This window comes from Enterobacter sp. KB-221C9 (assembly GCF_041320715.1).
In the GTDB taxonomy this organism is placed as follows: domain Bacteria; phylum Pseudomonadota; class Gammaproteobacteria; order Enterobacterales; family Enterobacteriaceae; genus Enterobacter; species Enterobacter asburiae_D.
The window spans coordinates 1-16,628 of record NZ_JBGIWG010000013.1 but is presented as its reverse complement, the minus strand read 5'-3'; the positions used below and the strand labels follow the sequence as shown (position 1 = coordinate 16,628).

The following is a 16,628-nucleotide window of genomic DNA, read 5'->3' as shown; positions in this document are numbered from 1 at the left end:
CCGTAGGCCGGGTAAGCGAAGCGCCACCCGGCAACAGCAACCTCAGTTCTGCAACACGGACGACACCAGCAGCTGGGTGTACGGATGGTGTGGATCGTCGAGCACCCGGTCGGTGAGCCCACTTTCCACCACCTGGCCCTGCTTCATCACCAGCAGACGGTCCGCCAGCAGGCGCGCAACGCCCAGATCGTGGGTGACAATTACCACCGCAAGGTTCAGCTCCACCACCAGACCGCGCAGCAGGTCGAGCAGGCGCGCCTGCACGGAGACGTCCAGCCCGCCGGTGGGTTCATCCATAAACACCAGCTTCGGGTGGGTGACCAGGTTGCGCGCAATCTGCAGGCGCTGCTGCATCCCACCAGAGAAGGTTGTCGGCAGGTCGTCGATGCGCGAGGCGGGGATTTCAACTTCCTCCAGCCAGTGCTGGGCGGTGGCGCGGATGTTGCCGTAGTGGCGCGCGCCGGTGGCCATCAGGCGTTCGCCGATGTTGCCCCCGGCGGAGACCTGACGGCGCAGGCCGTCCATCGGGTGCTGATGCACCACGCCCCACTCGGTGCGCAGCAGGCGGCGGCGCTCGGCCTCGCTTATGCCGTAGAGGGAGCGTCCCTGATACAGGATCTCGCCTTGTTGCGGCGTCAGGCGCGCGGAGATGGACTTCAGCAGGGTGGTTTTGCCGGAGCCGGACTCGCCGACGATCCCCAGCACCTCGCCCGGCCACAGCTCGAACGACACGTCGCTGAAGCCTTTGCCCGGCGCATACAGGTGGGTCAGGTTATTAACCGAAAGCAGCGGTTTCATTGGCCGTTCGCCTCGCTCTGTTGGCGGCAGTAATCGGTGTCGGAGCAGACAAACATCCGTTTGCCCGTGTCGTCCAGCACCACTTCGTCCAGATAGCTGTGTTGGGATCCGCAGATGGCGCACGGCTCGTCCCACTCCTGCACCGTAAACGGGTGATCGTCGAAATCGAGACTTTCCACCCGGGTGTAAGGCGGGACGGCGTAGATGCGCTTTTCGCGCCCGGCACCGAACAGCTGCAGGGCGGGCATCATGTCCATCTTCGGGTTATCGAACTTCGGGATCGGCGACGGGTCCATCACGTAGCGCCCGTTGACCTTCACCGGGTAGGCGTAGGTGGTGGCGATATGGCCGAAGCGGGCGATATCCTCATACAGCTTCACCTGCATTACCCCGTACTCCTCCAGCGCGTGCATGGTGCGGGTTTCCGTTTCGCGCGGCTCGATAAAGCGCAGCGGCTCCGGGATCGGCACCTGGAAAATCAAAATCTGATCTTCAGCCAGCGGGGTTTCGGGGATGCGGTGACGGGTCTGGATCAGCGTCGCGTCTTCGGTTTTTTCGGTGGTGGCGACGCCGGTGACGCGCTGGAAGAAGCTGCGGATCGACACGGCGTTGGTGGTGTCGTCCGCGCCCTGGTCGATGACCTTCAGCACGTCCGCCTCGCCGATCACGCTGGCGGTGATCTGAATACCGCCCGTGCCCCAGCCGTAGGGCATCGGCATTTCGCGGCCGCCGAACGGTACCTGATAGCCCGGAATGGCCACCGCTTTAAGTATCGCGCGGCGGATCATGCGTTTGGTTTGCTCATCAAGATAGGCAAAGTTGTAGCCGCTTAAGTTAGCCATTGGCGCGCTCCCGTTGCAGGCGTTTCAGCAGTTCCAGTTCGGCCTGGAAATCGACGTAGTGCGGCAGCTTGAGGTGCGAGACAAAGCCGGCGGCCTCAACGTTATCCGCGTGGGCCAGCACGAACTCTTCGTCCTGCGCCGGGCCTGCAACGTGCTCGCCGTAGTCCGGCGCCTGCAGGGCGCGGTCGACCAGCGCCATTGCCATGGCCTTGCGCTCGCCGAGGCCGAATACCAGCCCGTAGCCGCGGGTAAAGTGCGGGTCTTCATTTTCGGGCGCGACAAAACCGTTCACCATCTCGCATTCGGTCATCAGCAGTTCGCCGACGTTCACCGCAAAACCCAGCTCTTCCGGCACGATTTCAACGTCGATGTAGCCGCTGCGAATTTCGGCCGCAAACGGATGGTTGCGCCCGTAGCCGCGCTGGGTGGAGTAGGCCAGCGCCAGAAGATAGCCTTCGTCGCCGCGCATCAGCTGCTGCAGGCGGGACGAGCGCGAGCACGGATAAACCGGCGGCGTGCGGGTGATGTCATCCGGCTGCGCGTCTGTATCTTCTTCCGTCTTCGCCAGGCCCTGCTTTGCCAGCAGGCTGAAGACGTGCGGAGACGGTTCTTGTTCGGCGTCGGAGGTGCTCAGCTGCGGCGCTTCGCCGTTCGCCAGCAGGGTAAAATCCAGCAGGCGATGGGTGTAGTCGTAGGTCGGGCCAAGCAGCTGGCCGCCGGGGATGTCTTTATAAACGGCAGAAATGCGGCGCTCCAGGCGCATCTCCGCCGTATTGACCGGCTCGCTGACCGCCAGTTTGGCAAGCGTGGTGCGGTAGGCGCGCAGCAGGAAGATGGCTTCCACGTTATCGCCGCTGGCCTGCTTCAGGGCCAGCGCTGCCAGCTCGCGGTCAGCAATGCCGCCTTCGGTCATCACGCGGTCGACGGCGAGGTTTAACTGCTGCTCAATCTGGGCGACGCTCAGCTCGGGAAGCCGTTCATCGCCCCGTCGTCTGTGCGCCTGTAGCGCATGGGCGGCGGCGATGGCCTTCTCGCCCCCTTTGACGGCAACGTACATCAGCACACCTCCACGTGCGTAGTCCGCGGGATTGCCAGCAGGCGCTCGCCGCAGGTGAGGATCAGATCAATGCCCAGCGGGAACGGGTGCGGGCGTTCGGTCAGCTCGTGAATGATGCATTCCGGCAGCTGCGGCGCGACCATGCGCTCGTCGGCGATGCCTGCGCCCGTGAGGCGCAGCATGCGGCCGCCGCTCAGGCTGGAGACCTGCAGGATCAGCGTGGCGCTGGTTTCCGGGGCGACGGCGCTGCCTTCGCTCAGGGCGTTGAGCTGTTCATGGCTGATTTGCTCGTCGGCCACGGCAAAAACCGCCTGCTGGGGCTGATCGACCAGCGGCGCACCGGTGTGAAAGCGCAGGTTCTGGCTGGCGATATCGTTCGACAGCGCGCCCGAGAGCCACACCGGGGTGTCGTTATCGGCAAGCGTCAGCAGCACGCTGGTGGTCGCCAGGTTCAGCGGCAGCCAGCCCTGGGAGAGCTGGTGCAGCGAGACGATCACGCCCGGCTCGCTCATGGCCTTCAGCAGGCGACGAAAACTGTGTTGGGCATCCTGGACGGCCAGGGTAAAAGCAGGTTGAAGCGTCATGCGTTGTCTCCGCGAACGAGCGTAAAGAAGTCGACCCGGCTGGCGTTCACTTCGGCCTGACGTGCGGCAATGCGCGCGGCGCGGTCGGCTTCCAGCGGGGCAATAAGGGTTTCCATTAACGTCTGGAAATAGGGTTGTTCCTGTAAAAGCGCGTCGATCACCGCGCAGCGCTCGGCGTGCGCTTTGTCGCGCCCCAGCACGTAGCTGTAGCCCAGCGTGCCGCTGTTCAGGCGGATCGCGGCGCGGGTGAGGGTGGCGTCTCCGGCGAAAAAGCGCTCGCCGGTGCCGCCCATGCGCGCCTGGATCTGAACGAGGCCGATCTCCGGGGCGCGAAGGGTGTCGTAATCGGGTGCCAGACTCAGGGCGCTCATGCGGGCAGAGAGCGCGGCAGGCTGGCTGTGGGCCAGCACGTGCATCCAGCGCTGTCGGGTGGCGGTGTCGAAGTGCATTCAGTGCTCCATGGTGAATTCGATCATGTCGGCGCGGGTCAGGCTGACGGAGTATTCCGTCGCGTTGATCTCGCCGTCACGGTGGTTGAGGGTGCGTACGCAGAGCAGCGGGGCCATGTTGGGGATTTCGAGCACCTTGCTCTCTTTCGCCTGCGCGCGGCGGGCGCTGATGCGCGTCTGGGTGCGCTTGAGCGCAATGCCTGCCGCATCCTGAAGAAAATCATGCAGCGAGCCGCTGGAGAAATGCTGGAGCACGGGCCAGAGGGCGAGGTCCGCGAAGTAGTGGTCTATCTGGCACACCGCCACGCCGTTAACGCGGCGCAGGGTGCGCAGGTGAATCACGTTATCGCCCTCCTGAATGCCCAGCGCGTCCGCTACGTGGCTGGAGGCCGGGCGCAATACCGAGAGCAGCTTTTCGCTGGTCGGGTGGCTGCCCTGATCCAGCAGGTTCTGGCTAAAGCGCGCCTGGGCGTTTAGCGGGTAGTCGAACGGGCGCATCAGCACCAGCACGCCCACGCCCTGACGTCGCTGGACCCAGCCGCGCTCGACCAGCTGGTCAATGGCGCGGCGCAGGGTGTGGCGGTTCACCTCGTAGCGGTCGGCAAGCTGCTGCTCGGCGGGCAGGTAGTCCCCGCAGCGGTAGTGCGTGCGCAGCTCCACTTCGAGCTTTGCCGCAATCTCCTGCCAGCGGGTGGGGTAACTGGTCGGATGTCTGGATAAGTGCATAGAAAACAAAGCCTCGCTTCTCAGATGAAGTGCTTACGCAAACGTTGAGAGAGGAAATCCAGCAGGCTGACGGTAACGATGATGAGCACCATCAGGGCGCAGGTTTGCTGGAACTGGAAACCGCGAATCGCTTCCCACAGGGTGACGCCAATCCCGCCTGCGCCCACCATGCCGACCACGGTGGCGGAGCGGACGTTGGACTCAAAGCGGTACAGGGAGTAGGAGATCAGCAGCGGCATCACCTGCGGCAGAACGCCGTAAAGGATCTCTTCGATTTTGTTGGCGCCCGTTGCGCGTATGCCTTCCACCGGGCCGGGTTCGATGGCTTCGACCGCTTCGGAGAGCAGCTTGGAGAGCACGCCGGTGGTGTGGATGAACAGTGCCATCACGCCGGCAAACGGACCCAGGCCAACGGCGACCACGAACAGCATCGCAAAGACCATTTCGTTGATGGCGCGGCAGGCGTCCATCAGGCGACGCATCGGCTGATACACCCACCACGGCACGATGTTTTCGGCGCTCATCAGGCCAAATGGAATAGAGAGAACGACGGCAAGGGCGGTGCCCCAGACGGCGATTTGCAGGGTGACCGCCATTTCGCTGAGATAGTCCTGCCACTGGCTGAAGTCCGGCGGGAAGAAGTCGGCGGCGAAGGTCGCCATGTTGCCCGCGTCTTTGAAGAGCAGCAGCGGATCCATCTCCGCGCCCTTCCAGGAGATAATCAGCACCGCCAGCAGGATGGCCCAGCTTATGAGCGAGAACCAGCTGCGCTTCGGCGGTGGGAGGGTGATGGTTTGCATGTTGGCTCCTTTGGGTTTAGTCCCCTCTCCCTTGAGGGAGAGGGTTAGGGTGAGGGGGACATGTGCGCGCTGATGCCCTCACCCCGGCCCTCTCCCACAGGGAGAGGGAGAAAGGCACTACTGCACCGCTTTATTCACGCTGGTCATTGCACCGAGCGCGGCGGTCAGGCGGTCGAGGTCTTCCAGCTGGGCCTGAATGGTGGCCACTTTGCTGGTCTTCTCCTCGTCCTTCAGCCCTTTGTTCTCCTTCACGCCCTGCATCTCTTTAAACAGCGCCAGCTGACGAATCGGGACCAGCTGCAGGTCGCTTGACGGGCGGAACGGTGCCCAGCCCAGACGCGCCAGGACGGCCTTCTCTTCCGGCGTTTTGCCATAGGTCATAAAGAAGTCGTACACCTTGTCCTTGGTGCTTTCAGAGAGTTTTTTACGCCAGACAATCGGGTCGCCCGGGATCAGCGGCGATTTCCAGATAACCTTGATCTCTTTCAGCTTGTCCGGCGCTGAGGTTTTCAGCTTGTCGAGGTTCTCGGTGTTGTTGGTGGCAACGTCCACCTGCTTGTTGGCCACGGCCAGGGCGTTGGTTTCGTGGCTGGCGTTCACCGTGCGCTTGAAGTCGCTCGCGGAGGCGTTGTTTTTGGCGAAGACGTAGTAGCCGGGGACAAGGTAACCGGAGGTGGAGTTCGGGTCGCCGTTGCCGAAGGTCAGCTCTTTGCGTTTGGCGAGCATGTCGTTGAGGTTGTTGATCGGGCTGTCTTTATTCACGATCAGCACGCTCCAGTAGCCAGGGGAGCCATCTGCGGCAACGGTCTGGGCAAAGACCTGGCCGTTCGCGCGGTCTACCGCTTCCATGGCGGAGAGGTTGCCGTACCAGGCGATGTCCACTTTGTTAAAGCGCATCCCCTGGATGATGCCCGCGTAGTCCGGGGCGAAGAAGGCTTTCACTTTGATCCCCAGCTTGGTTTCCATATCTTTCAGGAACGGTTCCCACTGAGGCTTCAGGTTCTGCTGTGATTCCGTCGAAATAATGCCGAAGTTCAGCGCTTTTTCCTGCTCTTCCGCGTACGCCGGGCTTAACAGGGTGCTGAGGCTGAACATGCTGGTAAAGGCCAGCGCGGCAACGGCTTTGTAGCTCATGTACTTTCCTCGGATCGGGTTTAATTAAGCAGCCTGCGCGTTCTCTTCGACGCGGTTAATGCTGCGGTAGAGATGGTCAAAACGTTCGTTATCAAACTGATGGCTCGCGCCATCAAAGAACACATGACCCTGACGCAGGGCGACAATGCGTTCGCAGTAGCGCAGGGCGTAATCCACCTGATGCAGCGTGACCACCACGGTGATGCCGTCGTTCTGGTTAATGTCGCGCAGGGTCTCCATCACGATGCGGGCGGACTCCGGGTCCAGCGAGGCAATGGGTTCGTCAGCGAGAATGATTTGCGCTTTTTGCATCAGGGCGCGGGCGATGGCGACGCGCTGCTGTTGTCCACCGGACAGGGTGGAGACGCGCTGGTGGGCGAAATGCGCCATGCCGACGCGGGTCAGCGCCTGTAAGGCTTCCTGCTTCTGGGAAGGGGAGAACCAGCGCAGACAGGTGCGCCAGAACGGGGTGCTGCCGAGCGCGCCAATCAGCACGTTCTCCAGCACCGTCAGGCGGTTCACCAGGTTGAACTGCTGGAAGATGTAGCCCGTCTGGGCGCGGCTCTTGCGGATATCGCTGGCGAGACGCCCCGCGCGCTGCACGGTATTGCCCAGCAGCTCGACGTGGCTTTCCGGCGTTTTATCGCAGGTGATAAGGCCGCTTAAATGACGCAGAAGGGTGGATTTGCCTGAACCGGATGGCCCCAGCAGCGCCACCATTTCGCCCTGCTGGACGGTCAGATCAACGGCATGCAGAGCCTTATTGTGATTGAAGGTCTTGCTCAGTTTCTCGACGCGGATGACGGTTTGCATGTGCTGGGCCTCACGATAAATGTGGCCTCATGCTGGCGCATCAATGTGACATTTGGGTTAAGTCTGGGTTGCGGGAGTTTGAAGAGTTGAAGTGAAAGCGATGACAATCACCGTAGGCCCGGTCAGCGCAGCGCCACCGGGCGCTGTTGCCGGCTGCGCTGCGCTTATCCGGCCTACGACGTTTGGTGTTGCTTAACGACGTTGATCATCCACGGCACGCCGTATTTATCGGTGACTTTACCGAAACCGTGTGCCCAGAAGGTTTCCTGCCAGGTCATTTCGATATTCCCGCCCGCGGCGAGGTTGTCGAACCAGCGCTTGCCTTCATTAACGTCCTGGGTATCGAGAACCAGCGTGAAACCCGCGTACTGCGCGTTGCTGCCCGGCGGCATCCCGTCGCTCATCATGATATCGCTGCCCGCAATGCGAACGTTGGAGTGAGCGATAGCCGAATCCGGAAATTGCATGCCGGACGGACAGCCTTCATCGCTGTTATCGCTTTTTGGCATTTCGCCGAAGGTAATTTTATAGAGGAGTTCTGCGCCGACGGCCTGCTGGTAGAAGGCGGTGGCCTCTGCACAGTTACCGGCGAAAGAGATGTAGGGACTTAACGGCATAATCTTTACCTCACGTAAGAGAAGCCCATTAAGTTTAGTTGTTGTAGGCCCGGTAAGCGAAGCGCCACCGGGCGATTTTGCCGGATGCGCTGCGCTTATCCGGCCTACAAAAAAGAGAAATCAGTTCTTTTTCACGAACTCAGATTTCAGCTTCATCGGACCGAAACCGTCAATTTTGCAGTCGATATTATGATCGCCTTCAACCAGACGGATATTCTTCACTTTGGTGCCAATCTTCAGCATGGAAGAACTGCCTTTCACTTTCAGGTCTTTAACCACGGTTACGCTGTCGCCGTCCGCCAGCAGATTGCCGTTCGCATCTTTTACGACAAGTGCATCAGCATCGTGTGATGGTTCGGCATCATTCCATTCGTGAGCGCATTCCGGGCAGATGAACATGCCATTATCTTCATAGGTGTATTCAGAATTGCATTTTGGGCAGTGTGGGAGTGACATATCGGTATCCTCAAAAAAGTGTAAACGCGCTGGAAAGTGCCAGCTAAATGACGGCAGCGTGCCGAAAAAGGCGGCAAGTATAGCGCAAATCCACACGATTGTCGGTGATATTGTGAATTAAAAAAATGCGAAAAGCGTATTGGGAGTGACACTTCCTGTCAGTCAGTTAAGCGATGCTTACGTCATTAACACGGTGGAAAGAATGGGTGCTAAATATATCGAATATTTTATTGCGGCAAATTGCTACGCTCCTTCATTTCGGATAAGGTGAAGCGACACATTGTTATTTATCTCCTGACTTCGCTGTCATACATATCTTATGGCAGGGGCGTATTACCTCTCTTTTTAGGTGGGTAAATAATGATGATATATCCTGAAGTTTCTTAAAATTGGGCTACGCTTTTTTCTTTTGGCCATCAGGCCAGGAGGGAAGCTATACACGCCATGCAAGGATAGCGAATTATTTCTGATTATCATCAATCAGTTATATTTCGGCGAACATGTTTTCCACACGTGATCATATAAGCCTGAACAACATAATTAATACCAGTGGCTTAATAAAAGTAATAAATTTGCGTTAAGGAAAGGCTTTTATCATGCACACACAGACCATTTTTGAATTAAGCCAGGAAGCTGAGCGTTTGTTACAGCTCGCCCTGCAAAACCTTGATACGTTGAAATCAATGCCGACTGCAATGCTGGAGAGCACAGCGGCTGCCATTACGGGTGAAAAGAACAACGTTTTACCTTTGCATTTTAGTGCGCGCGGTGTCGAAGCGCAGCAGGCGATGCTGAATAATGAATTACGGAAAATAACCCGGCTGGAAATGGTCCTGGCTATTGTTGGCACCATGAAAGCGGGGAAATCGACCACCATTAATGCGATTGTGGGTACCGAAGTGTTGCCGAACCGCAATCGTCCGATGACGGCGCTACCTACCCTTATTCGCCATACGCCTGGCCAGAAGGATCCGGTGCTGCATTTCTCACATGCCTCGCCGATTGATGAATTGATTCAACTGCTCCAGAAAAAGCTATGCGATTACGATCGCGGGAAGCTGGCCCAGCGTCTGGAAATTGATAAAGACATGAATACGCTGCTGGAGCGCATTGAAAAAGGAGAAGCGTTTGAGAAGCATCACCTGGGCGCGCAGCCGATATTTCATTGTCTGAAAAGCCTTAACGACCTGGTGAGACTTTCCCAGGCGTTAGGCGTGGAGTTTCCCTTCTCTGAATATGCCGCCATCGAACATATTCCGGTGATTGAAGTGGAGTTCGTGCATCTTGCGGGTCTGGATGCTCACCTTGGACAGCTGACCCTGCTCGATACGCCCGGGCCGAATGAGGCCGGACAGCCGCATCTGCAAAAAATGCTCAGCGAGCAGTTGTCCCGTGCGTCGGCGGTGCTGGCCGTGATGGATTATACCCAGCTTAAATCCATCTCTGATGAAGAAGTCCGCCAGGCCATTTCCGCGGCGGGAAAATCCGTGCCGCTGTATGCGCTGGTCAATAAATTCGATCAGAAAGATCGCAATAGCGACGATGAAGAACAGATCCGGGCGATGATCTCCGGCACCTTAATGAAAGGCAATATTTCGCCTGGCCAGATCTACCCCGTTTCGTCCATGTGGGCATATCTGGCGAACCGCGCTCGCTACGAAATGAATACCCACGGACAGCTGCCGGATCATCAGGAGCAACCCTGGGTACAGGATTTTGCCGAAGCTGCGCTTGGGCGTCGCTGGCGTACGGCGGACCTGGACGATATCGAGCATGTTCGTCATTCTGCCGATCTGCTCTGGGAAGATTCGCTCTTTGAACAACCGATCCGCAAGCTGATTTACGCCGCCTATGCCAATGCCTCGCTATACGCTTTGCGTTCGGCCTCGCATAAGTTGCTCAACTACGCACAAAATGCCCGGGAGTATCTCGACTTCCGTTATCAGGGGCTGACGGTGGCGTTTGAGGCGCTTGAACTGAACATCGCACGTCTGGAAGAGGACATGGCGCTTCTGCAGACGCGCCAGAGCGTGGTGAGCGATGAGGTGAAACATGAGGTTGAGGAGGCGCTGAACGCCACCGCGGGATTTATGGCGTCCCAGAAAACGGCCCTTCACCAGGCGATTGGTGACGTGTTTAGCGCGCACCATATTCTTGATTTGGCAGGCATCGATCGACGGAACCGCCGCGATGACGAGCTGCAATCGCTGAAGCAGCTGGTGCTGGACGATGAAGGGCAGGCGCAAATCGCGCTGAGTAAAATCCGCGCCTCCTGCGAGCTTATCATGCTGGATGCGCAGACGAAGATCGCCCGTGAGCTGGCGCTACGCTTCGACCAGCTTGAGTCTACGCTGGCGCGTTCCCTGAACGAAGCCATGCGCCCCATCGAAACGCGTATTAAAGAGCATCTCAGCCATTCGGGTTTTCGGGCGCGAATCAGTTTCCCGGCGTTTCAGGCGAGCCAGCTTAACTTCAATACGCGGGCGCTGTTTAACGATGCGATTGCGGAAGATGACAGCCAGGCTGGACAGGCCTCTGGCGGGGGAAGCATGCGTGAAACGGTCTCTCGCTGGCTCAATAATCCGGGCTGGGGCTGGGATGATTATGTGGAAACGCGCACGCGCTATGTTATCGACATTGCGCAGCTCCATGACAAATTTAAGCAACATATTGAACAGTTTTGTGAACAAATACGTAAAGCTTTGTCCGCGCAGGTCGATGTCTCTGTTACGGCAGGGATGGCAACGTTCTTTGCAGAATTTTCGCTGTGCCTGACCGGCTTACAGGAAAGCTTGCGTGATAGCCTCGCAGTGCGTCAACAGAATGAGCATTCGACCCGAGCGCTCTGCCAGTTGTTGAAGCAAAGTATCACTACTGCGACGTGGATACAGGAAGATACCCGACTGTTACGCGATGATATTCAAACACTATTCGCGGCAGAGCAACCATGACAACACCACTACTGGATGGCCCCGGGAGAACGCTGGAGTGTATTAATCCAAAATTTATGGTCGATCTGGTGCAGGGGGGAGACGCGGCGCGTCATTCCCACCTGGGACCACAACAGCTGCAGTTTCGTGAGCGTTTGACTCAGGAAATCATGACCCATACCCGGTTGCGCCCCTGGGCGATGGCGGGGATGCTCAATGAAAATACGGCGCTGCGCCTGGGGCTGGCGGAAAAACTGGCCGGCATGCTTGACCCTGGTCATCTAGCGCTGACGCTGATGGCAGAGAAGCTGATTGCTTTGCGCCAGCAGACGCACCCGCGCGCTCCGCAATCCCCTGGGCTGATGCAGCAATACGCTGAACTCGCCTCTCATTTTACCCAACGTGCAGCATATAAAGAAAAGGCGCTGACCCAGCGCGGGCTTACGGTGCAGGCGGGCGAGCACAGTGAGCAGATTTTTACCCGCTGGCGGGCCGGGCATTATGATGGCTGGTCGCTGGCCGGGCGCTGTTTCATCGTGCTGGAAGAACTGCGCTGGGGGGCATTTGGTGATGCATGCCGCCTCGCGAATGAGGATGTGGCGGCAATGCTTAAGGATAACCTGCGCAGCATGGCGGCTAACTATCTGGCGCAGGGCATTAATGCCTCCCCCACGACCCGCCATTTCTATCACCAGTGGCTGACAACCCCGGCCTCTCCGGGGTTGATCGATCACAAAGACATGCTGGGGTGGCTGGGGGACTGGTGTCAGGCGGATCAACATCCGGTGAGCTGGTCAGTCACGCAAAACTGGCAGACCGTCGCGCTGGGTATGCCGAGGCTCTGTTCGGCAAAACGGCTGGTGGACGCGATGGTGGAAGAGATTTTTGGGTAAATCCCTTACCCCTCACTAACCCTCTCCCCGCAGAGGAGAGGGGATGGTTTGGTGCGGTGTGTTAATGATTCATTTCTATTGGTTTCGGTTCAGGCTGGATCTCTTGCATATTCCCGTAGCGTTTCGCGTACAGCGCGGTAATGATGGGCACCAGAATCGCGGTGACAATCACGCTGGCGGCAACCAGCGCCGTCGCTGAAGCGGCCACCGGTTCGAAGGCTGGGTTTATTTGGGCAATAATCACCGGGTTTGCGACGGCAGCACCTGCGGCTGAAGAGGCGGCGACGCCCGCTGTGCCGTTTCCTCCTCCGATTACGCGGTCGGCAATAATCAGCGGAATACCGGTGATGACGATCACGGCGACACCCAGCACAATACCCAGCAGGCCGGTATCGAGAATGACCTTCAGATTGATGGTATTCCCCAGTGCGAAACCGAAGAACGGGATCAGCACCGGCGTGGCTTTGCTGAAGAAATCACGCAGATCGCGATCGAGATTGCCAAGCGCGAAGCCGATCAGGAAGGGCAGGATCGCGCCGACAAAGTGGTGGGGTTCAAACGAGGCCAGGCCAGCAGACCCCAGGATCAGCATCGTCATCAGCGGGCCGGACTCCAGAGACATCAGCACAAATGCGCCGGACTCTTCTTTCGTCCCGTACTGGTTCATCAGGCTGGCGTACAATCCGCCGTTAGTCATATCCATCGCCGAGACAATCGCCAGGACCGATAAACCCGCGAAGAACCCGGTCTGAATTCCATCCTCCGGAATGAACATCGCGCATATCATTGCTACCGCCCAGGCTACGGCTATTTTGGTTATCACCAGCGTGCCGGATTTCCGTAATACGGTACCCGTTGCCCGCAAATTAATGGATGCGCCGATACAAAAAAACCAGACGGCAAGAATGGGGACCGTGCCTGTTATCATGCCTTTTGTGAAACCACCAAAATAAGCTCCGGTATCGGGAGCAAGGGTATTCAGGATCGCGCCCAGCACCAGCGGAACCAGCATCATACCGCCGGGTATGCGTTCTATCGTGGCTTTAATCTTCATGGACAAACCTCACATCGGATCCCGCAGGACGGGTGATAGGTGTTAAAAATTAGTCAATAAATTCAATGTATTGCTCTTATTGCATGCGGTTTTTTTTCGATAAACCAGCAACATAATTAAATGCGTGCTCTCGATTAACCTCATTCAGAAACACATAAAACACGGTATTCGGATTTATCATGCGATCATTGGAATAATGATTCAATGAAAATAAAACATCGTTTTAGTTATCTTTATCACATATTCAATGTAAAACTTGAGGCCGGTTCCTGTTGATGAAAATTTATGTAAAGCCGATGTGAAATAACGTGGTTTGTTTTTCTGTTAAGAAAGAAATAATGACGTGCGTGAGGATGTTCTTTAGGTGGGTTAAGGAAGTACTTATTGGCACTCCTTGACAAAAATTTGACTGAGTTGACCGGAAGCGAAAATATGTGTGAAGTTGATCACACATATAAACGCTGGTAGGGTAAAAAGGTCATTAACTGCCCAGGCAGGCGTCAACAGGTTCGGTTGTATCGACGTAAAACGTCAATGTAAGTAAACCTGCTACGCTTGAATAAGGCGATTCGCATGGAGCGGATCCCATGGTTCACAGAACGCAAACTGGACTGTGAAACAGACAGGGCCGAGTCAACGAGGATAGCTATGCTAAGAAGGAAAAAGATTAAACCCATCACGCTTCGCGACGTCACCATTATTGATGACGCAAAGCTGCGTAAAGCCATTACCGCAGCCTCGCTCGGTAATGCGATGGAATGGTTCGATTTTGGTGTCTACGGCTTTGTGGCCTATGCGTTAGGTAAAGTGTTTTTCCCCGGGGCCGATCCCAGCCTGCAGATGATTGCCGCACTGGGTACGTTCTCCGTTCCCTTCCTGATTCGCCCGCTGGGCGGTCTGTTCTTCGGTATGCTCGGCGATAAATATGGTCGCCAGAAAATCCTTGCCATCACCATCGTCATTATGTCGATCAGTACATTCTGTATCGGCCTTATACCGTCTTACGCCACCATCGGCATTTGGGCACCGATTCTGCTGCTGATTTGTAAGATGGCTCAGGGCTTCTCCGTGGGTGGTGAATACACAGGTGCCTCGATCTTCGTCGCCGAATATTCCCCGGACCGTAAGCGCGGTTTTATGGGAAGCTGGCTGGACTTTGGCTCGATTGCCGGTTTTGTCCTGGGCGCGGGCGTGGTGGTGCTGATTTCAACCGTGGTGGGTGAAGATAACTTCCTCGACTGGGGCTGGCGTATCCCGTTCTTCCTGGCATTGCCGCTGGGGATTATTGGTCTCTACCTGCGTCATGCGCTTGAGGAGACGCCCGCGTTCCAGCAGCACGTCGAAAAACTGGAACAGGGTGACCGCGAAGGGCTGCAGGATGGTCCGAAGGTGTCGTTCAAAGAGATTGCCACTAAGCACTGGCGCAGCCTGCTGACCTGTATTGGTCTGGTGATTTCGACCAACGTGACCTACTACATGCTGTTGACCTACATGCCGAGCTATCTGTCGCATAACCTGCACTACTCGGAAGATCACGGTGTGCTGATTATTATCGCCATCATGGTGGGTATGCTGTTTGTGCAGCCGATTATGGGCCTGTTGAGTGACCGTTTTGGCCGTCGACCTTTCATTATTCTGGGAAGCGTTGCGCTGTTTGCTCTGGCCATTCCGGCATTCATACTGATTAACAGTGATGTGCTGGGGCTGATTTTTGCCGGTCTGCTGATGCTGGCGGTGATCCTTAACTGCTTTATCGGGGTGATGGCCTCCACGTTGCCCGCGATGTTCCCGACCCACATTCGCTACAGCGCGCTGGCCGCGGCCTTTAACATCTCGGTGCTGATTGCCGGTCTGACCCCGACGCTTGCCGCCTCGCTGGTAGAGAGTACGCAGAACCTGATGATGCCGGCTTATTACCTGATGGTGATCGCGGTGATTGGTTTGATTACCGGTATTACCATGAAGGAGACGGCGAATCGTCCTCTGAAAGGTGCAACGCCTGCGGCGTCTGATATCCAGGAAGCGAAAGAGATCCTGCGTGAGCACTACGATAACGTAGAGCAGAAGATTGAGGATATTGACGCAGAGATTGAAGAGCTGCAGAAAAAACGCTCCCGACTGGTGGACCAGCATCCACGCATCAACGAGTAATAAAGAAACCCGCCAACGGCGGGTTTTCTTTTATTAGCATCCAGCAGCGATGTAGTCGCCATTGGCGCTGATGGGGATCACCGTCAGGAACAGCACCGTCGCGAACAGGATCAGGACTATCCCTCCGGCTATTTTGACTGCCGGTACGAGCCATCTTAATGAGGCGCTTTCTCCGAACCAGCTCACCGTGCGCTCGCGGGCGTAACGTACTGCCAGTGAAAGCCCCACAATAGAGAGCGCGGTGCCCAAAGACATGGTCATGACTGCGGCCACCCCCCAGGTGACAATGCCCAGCGCGTTCGAAAACATCAGAATCATGATCGCCCCGCTGCACGGACGTGCGCCGATCGCCAGAATGACGCCCAGGCGCGTTTTCCAGTCACCTTGCGTCAGGTTTGCCCCCACGCCGTGGTGGCCGCAGCCACAATGTTCGTCATGCTGATGAAGCGGCTTGATGGCGGAGATAGTCATCCTGCGCGGGCGCAGGCTTTTCAGCGCCTGGTAAATAACAAATGCACCAAATGCGCCAATAAGCACAGCGCTTATCTTCTCCACGTACCAGCGGCTGGTACTGATATCCCCTGAGGCGAGGTTAAACCCCACCGCCAGAATAAAGACAAACAGAATGGCGCTCACGCCCTGCATCAGACTACCCAGAAAAGGGACGACCCGGGCAGCCAGCTCGCTTTCCTTATTGGTGGTCAGATAGGTCGTCACAATGAATTTTCCGTGTCCGGGTCCGATGGCGTGAAGGACACCATAAAGGAAAGCCCCCGTTAACAGCCATAATCCGCCGCTGTACTGGTGGTTATTAAGCTGCAGCAAATACATCACCAGATAGCGGTGCAGCGTAATTTGTGTGGCGAGACACCACTGGATAAAAGCGTTCCAGTGCGCATGCAGGGTAAAACCGGCAAAGAGGATTGCCAGCAGCATCACTCCTGCGGTAGGGAGACGCCAGTCACGGGCGAGGCGTTGTGTGGTCATGAGGGTGGGCCTGCACAGAGGAGAGTATTTGCCGCTAGTATAGTTGATCTTCCCGCTCAATTCGTAGGATCGCATCGCGATCCGCTCATGATTGTGGATAACTTTGTGCATAAATGGGTATAAGGCGGGGTTTTGCTGTGGAATGCAGCAGTCAGTCATTTTTCTGTCATTTAGCGGTTGCGGCCCGCTGAGAACTCCCTATAATGCGCCTCCATCGACACGGAACATGTGAATCACTTCACACAACAAGCGGTTCGGTTGAAGAGAAAAAATCCTGAAATAACGGGTTGACTCTGAAAGAGGAAAGCGTAATATACGCCACCTCGCAACGGTGAGC

General features: G+C 57.0%; 16 protein-coding genes. 3 read left to right on the top strand and 13 right to left on the bottom strand.

Features of this window, described 5'->3' with window-relative positions; genetic code table 11:
- Window positions 1-42 precede the first annotated feature (42 nt).
- The 11 genes from phnK to AB8846_RS17770 all read right to left on the bottom strand — a co-directional run bounded on the left by phnK (window position 43) and on the right by AB8846_RS17770 (window position 8,276).
- A complete protein-coding gene (gene phnK, locus AB8846_RS17820; RefSeq protein ID WP_252044117.1) occupies window positions 43-798 on the bottom strand; it encodes a phosphonate C-P lyase system protein PhnK in 756 nt (251 codons plus the stop codon).
- On the bottom strand, window positions 795-1,640 hold the full coding sequence (locus AB8846_RS17815; RefSeq protein WP_370733307.1) for an alpha-D-ribose 1-methylphosphonate 5-phosphate C-P-lyase PhnJ: 846 nt from the start codon (window positions 1,638-1,640) through the stop codon (window positions 795-797). Before AB8846_RS17815 ends, phnK begins: the two co-directional genes overlap by 4 nt.
- A complete protein-coding gene (locus AB8846_RS17810; RefSeq protein ID WP_370733306.1) occupies window positions 1,633-2,697 on the bottom strand; it encodes a carbon-phosphorus lyase complex subunit PhnI in 1,065 nt (354 codons plus the stop codon). Before AB8846_RS17810 ends, AB8846_RS17815 begins: the two co-directional genes overlap by 8 nt.
- Window positions 2,697-3,281, bottom strand: a complete 585-nt coding sequence (phnH, locus tag AB8846_RS17805) for a phosphonate C-P lyase system protein PhnH (RefSeq protein ID WP_096150964.1) — start codon at window positions 3,279-3,281, stop codon at window positions 2,697-2,699. The genes AB8846_RS17810 and phnH overlap by 1 nt, the downstream gene beginning before the upstream one ends.
- Window positions 3,278-3,730 carry a phosphonate C-P lyase system protein PhnG gene (phnG, locus tag AB8846_RS17800; protein ID WP_370733305.1) on the bottom strand — a complete coding sequence of 151 codons (453 nt, stop codon included), beginning with the start codon at window positions 3,728-3,730 and terminating at the stop codon, window positions 3,278-3,280. The genes phnH and phnG overlap by 4 nt, the downstream gene beginning before the upstream one ends.
- Complete coding sequence (gene phnF, locus AB8846_RS17795) at window positions 3,731-4,456, bottom strand: phosphonate metabolism transcriptional regulator PhnF (protein ID WP_370733304.1); 726 nt, start codon at window positions 4,454-4,456, stop codon at window positions 3,731-3,733. It abuts the gene before it with no gap.
- Window positions 4,457-4,476: 20 nt separating this feature from the next.
- Window positions 4,477-5,256: a phosphonate ABC transporter, permease protein PhnE gene (gene phnE, locus AB8846_RS17790; protein ID WP_063144950.1), complete on the bottom strand. Its 780-nt coding sequence runs from the start codon at window positions 5,254-5,256 to the stop codon at window positions 4,477-4,479.
- A gap of 117 nt (window positions 5,257-5,373) precedes the next feature.
- Window positions 5,374-6,390 (bottom strand): phosphonate ABC transporter substrate-binding protein, encoded by a 1,017-nt coding sequence (gene phnD, locus AB8846_RS17785; protein WP_370733303.1) that lies wholly within the window; start codon window positions 6,388-6,390, stop codon window positions 5,374-5,376.
- Window positions 6,391-6,414: 24 nt separating this feature from the next.
- Window positions 6,415-7,203 carry a phosphonate ABC transporter ATP-binding protein gene (gene phnC / locus AB8846_RS17780; RefSeq protein ID WP_023334215.1) on the bottom strand — a complete coding sequence of 263 codons (789 nt, stop codon included), beginning with the start codon at window positions 7,201-7,203 and terminating at the stop codon, window positions 6,415-6,417.
- A gap of 173 nt (window positions 7,204-7,376) precedes the next feature.
- A complete protein-coding gene (gene yjdN, locus AB8846_RS17775) occupies window positions 7,377-7,820 on the bottom strand; it encodes a VOC family metalloprotein YjdN (RefSeq protein WP_063144948.1) in 444 nt (147 codons plus the stop codon).
- 120 nt (window positions 7,821-7,940) lie between these two features.
- Complete coding sequence (locus tag AB8846_RS17770) at window positions 7,941-8,276, bottom strand: zinc ribbon domain-containing protein YjdM (protein ID WP_023334217.1); 336 nt, start codon at window positions 8,274-8,276, stop codon at window positions 7,941-7,943.
- A gap of 596 nt (window positions 8,277-8,872) precedes the next feature.
- On the opposite strand from AB8846_RS17770, the gene crfC reads away from it, so the two are divergent.
- Both crfC and AB8846_RS17760 read left to right on the top strand, forming a co-directional pair.
- Complete coding sequence (gene crfC, locus AB8846_RS17765; protein ID WP_370733302.1) at window positions 8,873-11,227, top strand: clamp-binding protein CrfC; 2,355 nt, start codon at window positions 8,873-8,875, stop codon at window positions 11,225-11,227.
- Window positions 11,224-12,099 carry a diguanylate cyclase regulator RdcB family protein gene (locus AB8846_RS17760; protein ID WP_331413664.1) on the top strand — a complete coding sequence of 292 codons (876 nt, stop codon included), beginning with the start codon at window positions 11,224-11,226 and terminating at the stop codon, window positions 12,097-12,099. The genes crfC and AB8846_RS17760 overlap by 4 nt, the downstream gene beginning before the upstream one ends.
- Window positions 12,100-12,160: 61 nt before the next feature.
- Here AB8846_RS17760 and kdgT read toward each other — a convergent pair whose 3' ends face one another.
- On the bottom strand, window positions 12,161-13,153 hold the full coding sequence (gene kdgT, locus AB8846_RS17755) for a 2-keto-3-deoxygluconate transporter (RefSeq protein WP_063144945.1): 993 nt from the start codon (window positions 13,151-13,153) through the stop codon (window positions 12,161-12,163).
- A gap of 648 nt (window positions 13,154-13,801) precedes the next feature.
- Between kdgT and proP the strand changes: the two genes are divergently transcribed.
- Entirely contained in the window at window positions 13,802-15,304 is a 1,503-nt protein-coding gene (gene proP / locus AB8846_RS17750) for a glycine betaine/L-proline transporter ProP (protein ID WP_063144944.1), read from the top strand.
- A 33-nt stretch (window positions 15,305-15,337) separates the two neighbouring features.
- Here the strand turns inward: proP and AB8846_RS17745 are convergent, their stop codons facing one another.
- Window positions 15,338-16,291 carry a nickel/cobalt transporter gene (locus AB8846_RS17745; RefSeq protein WP_370733301.1) on the bottom strand — a complete coding sequence of 318 codons (954 nt, stop codon included), beginning with the start codon at window positions 16,289-16,291 and terminating at the stop codon, window positions 15,338-15,340.
- Between the last annotated feature and the right edge of the window lie 337 nt (window positions 16,292-16,628).

Excerpts from the sequence above, each read along its gene's own strand:
- phnK (WP_252044117.1), bottom strand. The coding sequence starts at position 798 with ATGAAACCGCTGCTTTCGGTTAATAACCTGACCCACCTGTATGCGCCG.
- AB8846_RS17815 (WP_370733307.1), bottom strand. The coding sequence starts at position 1,640 with ATGGCTAACTTAAGCGGCTACAACTTTGCCTATCTTGATGAGCAAACC.
- AB8846_RS17810 (WP_370733306.1), bottom strand. The coding sequence starts at position 2,697 with ATGTACGTTGCCGTCAAAGGGGGCGAGAAGGCCATCGCCGCCGCCCAT.
- phnH (WP_096150964.1), bottom strand. The coding sequence starts at position 3,281 with ATGACGCTTCAACCTGCTTTTACCCTGGCCGTCCAGGATGCCCAACAC.
- phnG (WP_370733305.1), bottom strand. The coding sequence starts at position 3,730 with ATGCACTTCGACACCGCCACCCGACAGCGCTGGATGCACGTGCTGGCC.
- phnF (WP_370733304.1), bottom strand. The coding sequence starts at position 4,456 with ATGCACTTATCCAGACATCCGACCAGTTACCCCACCCGCTGGCAGGAG.
- phnE (WP_063144950.1), bottom strand. The coding sequence starts at position 5,256 with ATGCAAACCATCACCCTCCCACCGCCGAAGCGCAGCTGGTTCTCGCTC.
- phnD (WP_370733303.1), bottom strand. The coding sequence starts at position 6,390 with ATGAGCTACAAAGCCGTTGCCGCGCTGGCCTTTACCAGCATGTTCAGC.
- phnC (WP_023334215.1), bottom strand. The coding sequence starts at position 7,203 with ATGCAAACCGTCATCCGCGTCGAGAAACTGAGCAAGACCTTCAATCAC.
- yjdN (WP_063144948.1), bottom strand. The coding sequence starts at position 7,820 with ATGCCGTTAAGTCCCTACATCTCTTTCGCCGGTAACTGTGCAGAGGCC.
- AB8846_RS17770 (WP_023334217.1), bottom strand. The coding sequence starts at position 8,276 with ATGTCACTCCCACACTGCCCAAAATGCAATTCTGAATACACCTATGAA.
- crfC (WP_370733302.1), top strand. The coding sequence starts at position 8,873 with ATGCACACACAGACCATTTTTGAATTAAGCCAGGAAGCTGAGCGTTTG.
- AB8846_RS17760 (WP_331413664.1), top strand. The coding sequence starts at position 11,224 with ATGACAACACCACTACTGGATGGCCCCGGGAGAACGCTGGAGTGTATT.
- kdgT (WP_063144945.1), bottom strand. The coding sequence starts at position 13,153 with ATGAAGATTAAAGCCACGATAGAACGCATACCCGGCGGTATGATGCTG.
- proP (WP_063144944.1), top strand. The coding sequence starts at position 13,802 with ATGCTAAGAAGGAAAAAGATTAAACCCATCACGCTTCGCGACGTCACC.
- AB8846_RS17745 (WP_370733301.1), bottom strand. The coding sequence starts at position 16,291 with ATGACCACACAACGCCTCGCCCGTGACTGGCGTCTCCCTACCGCAGGA.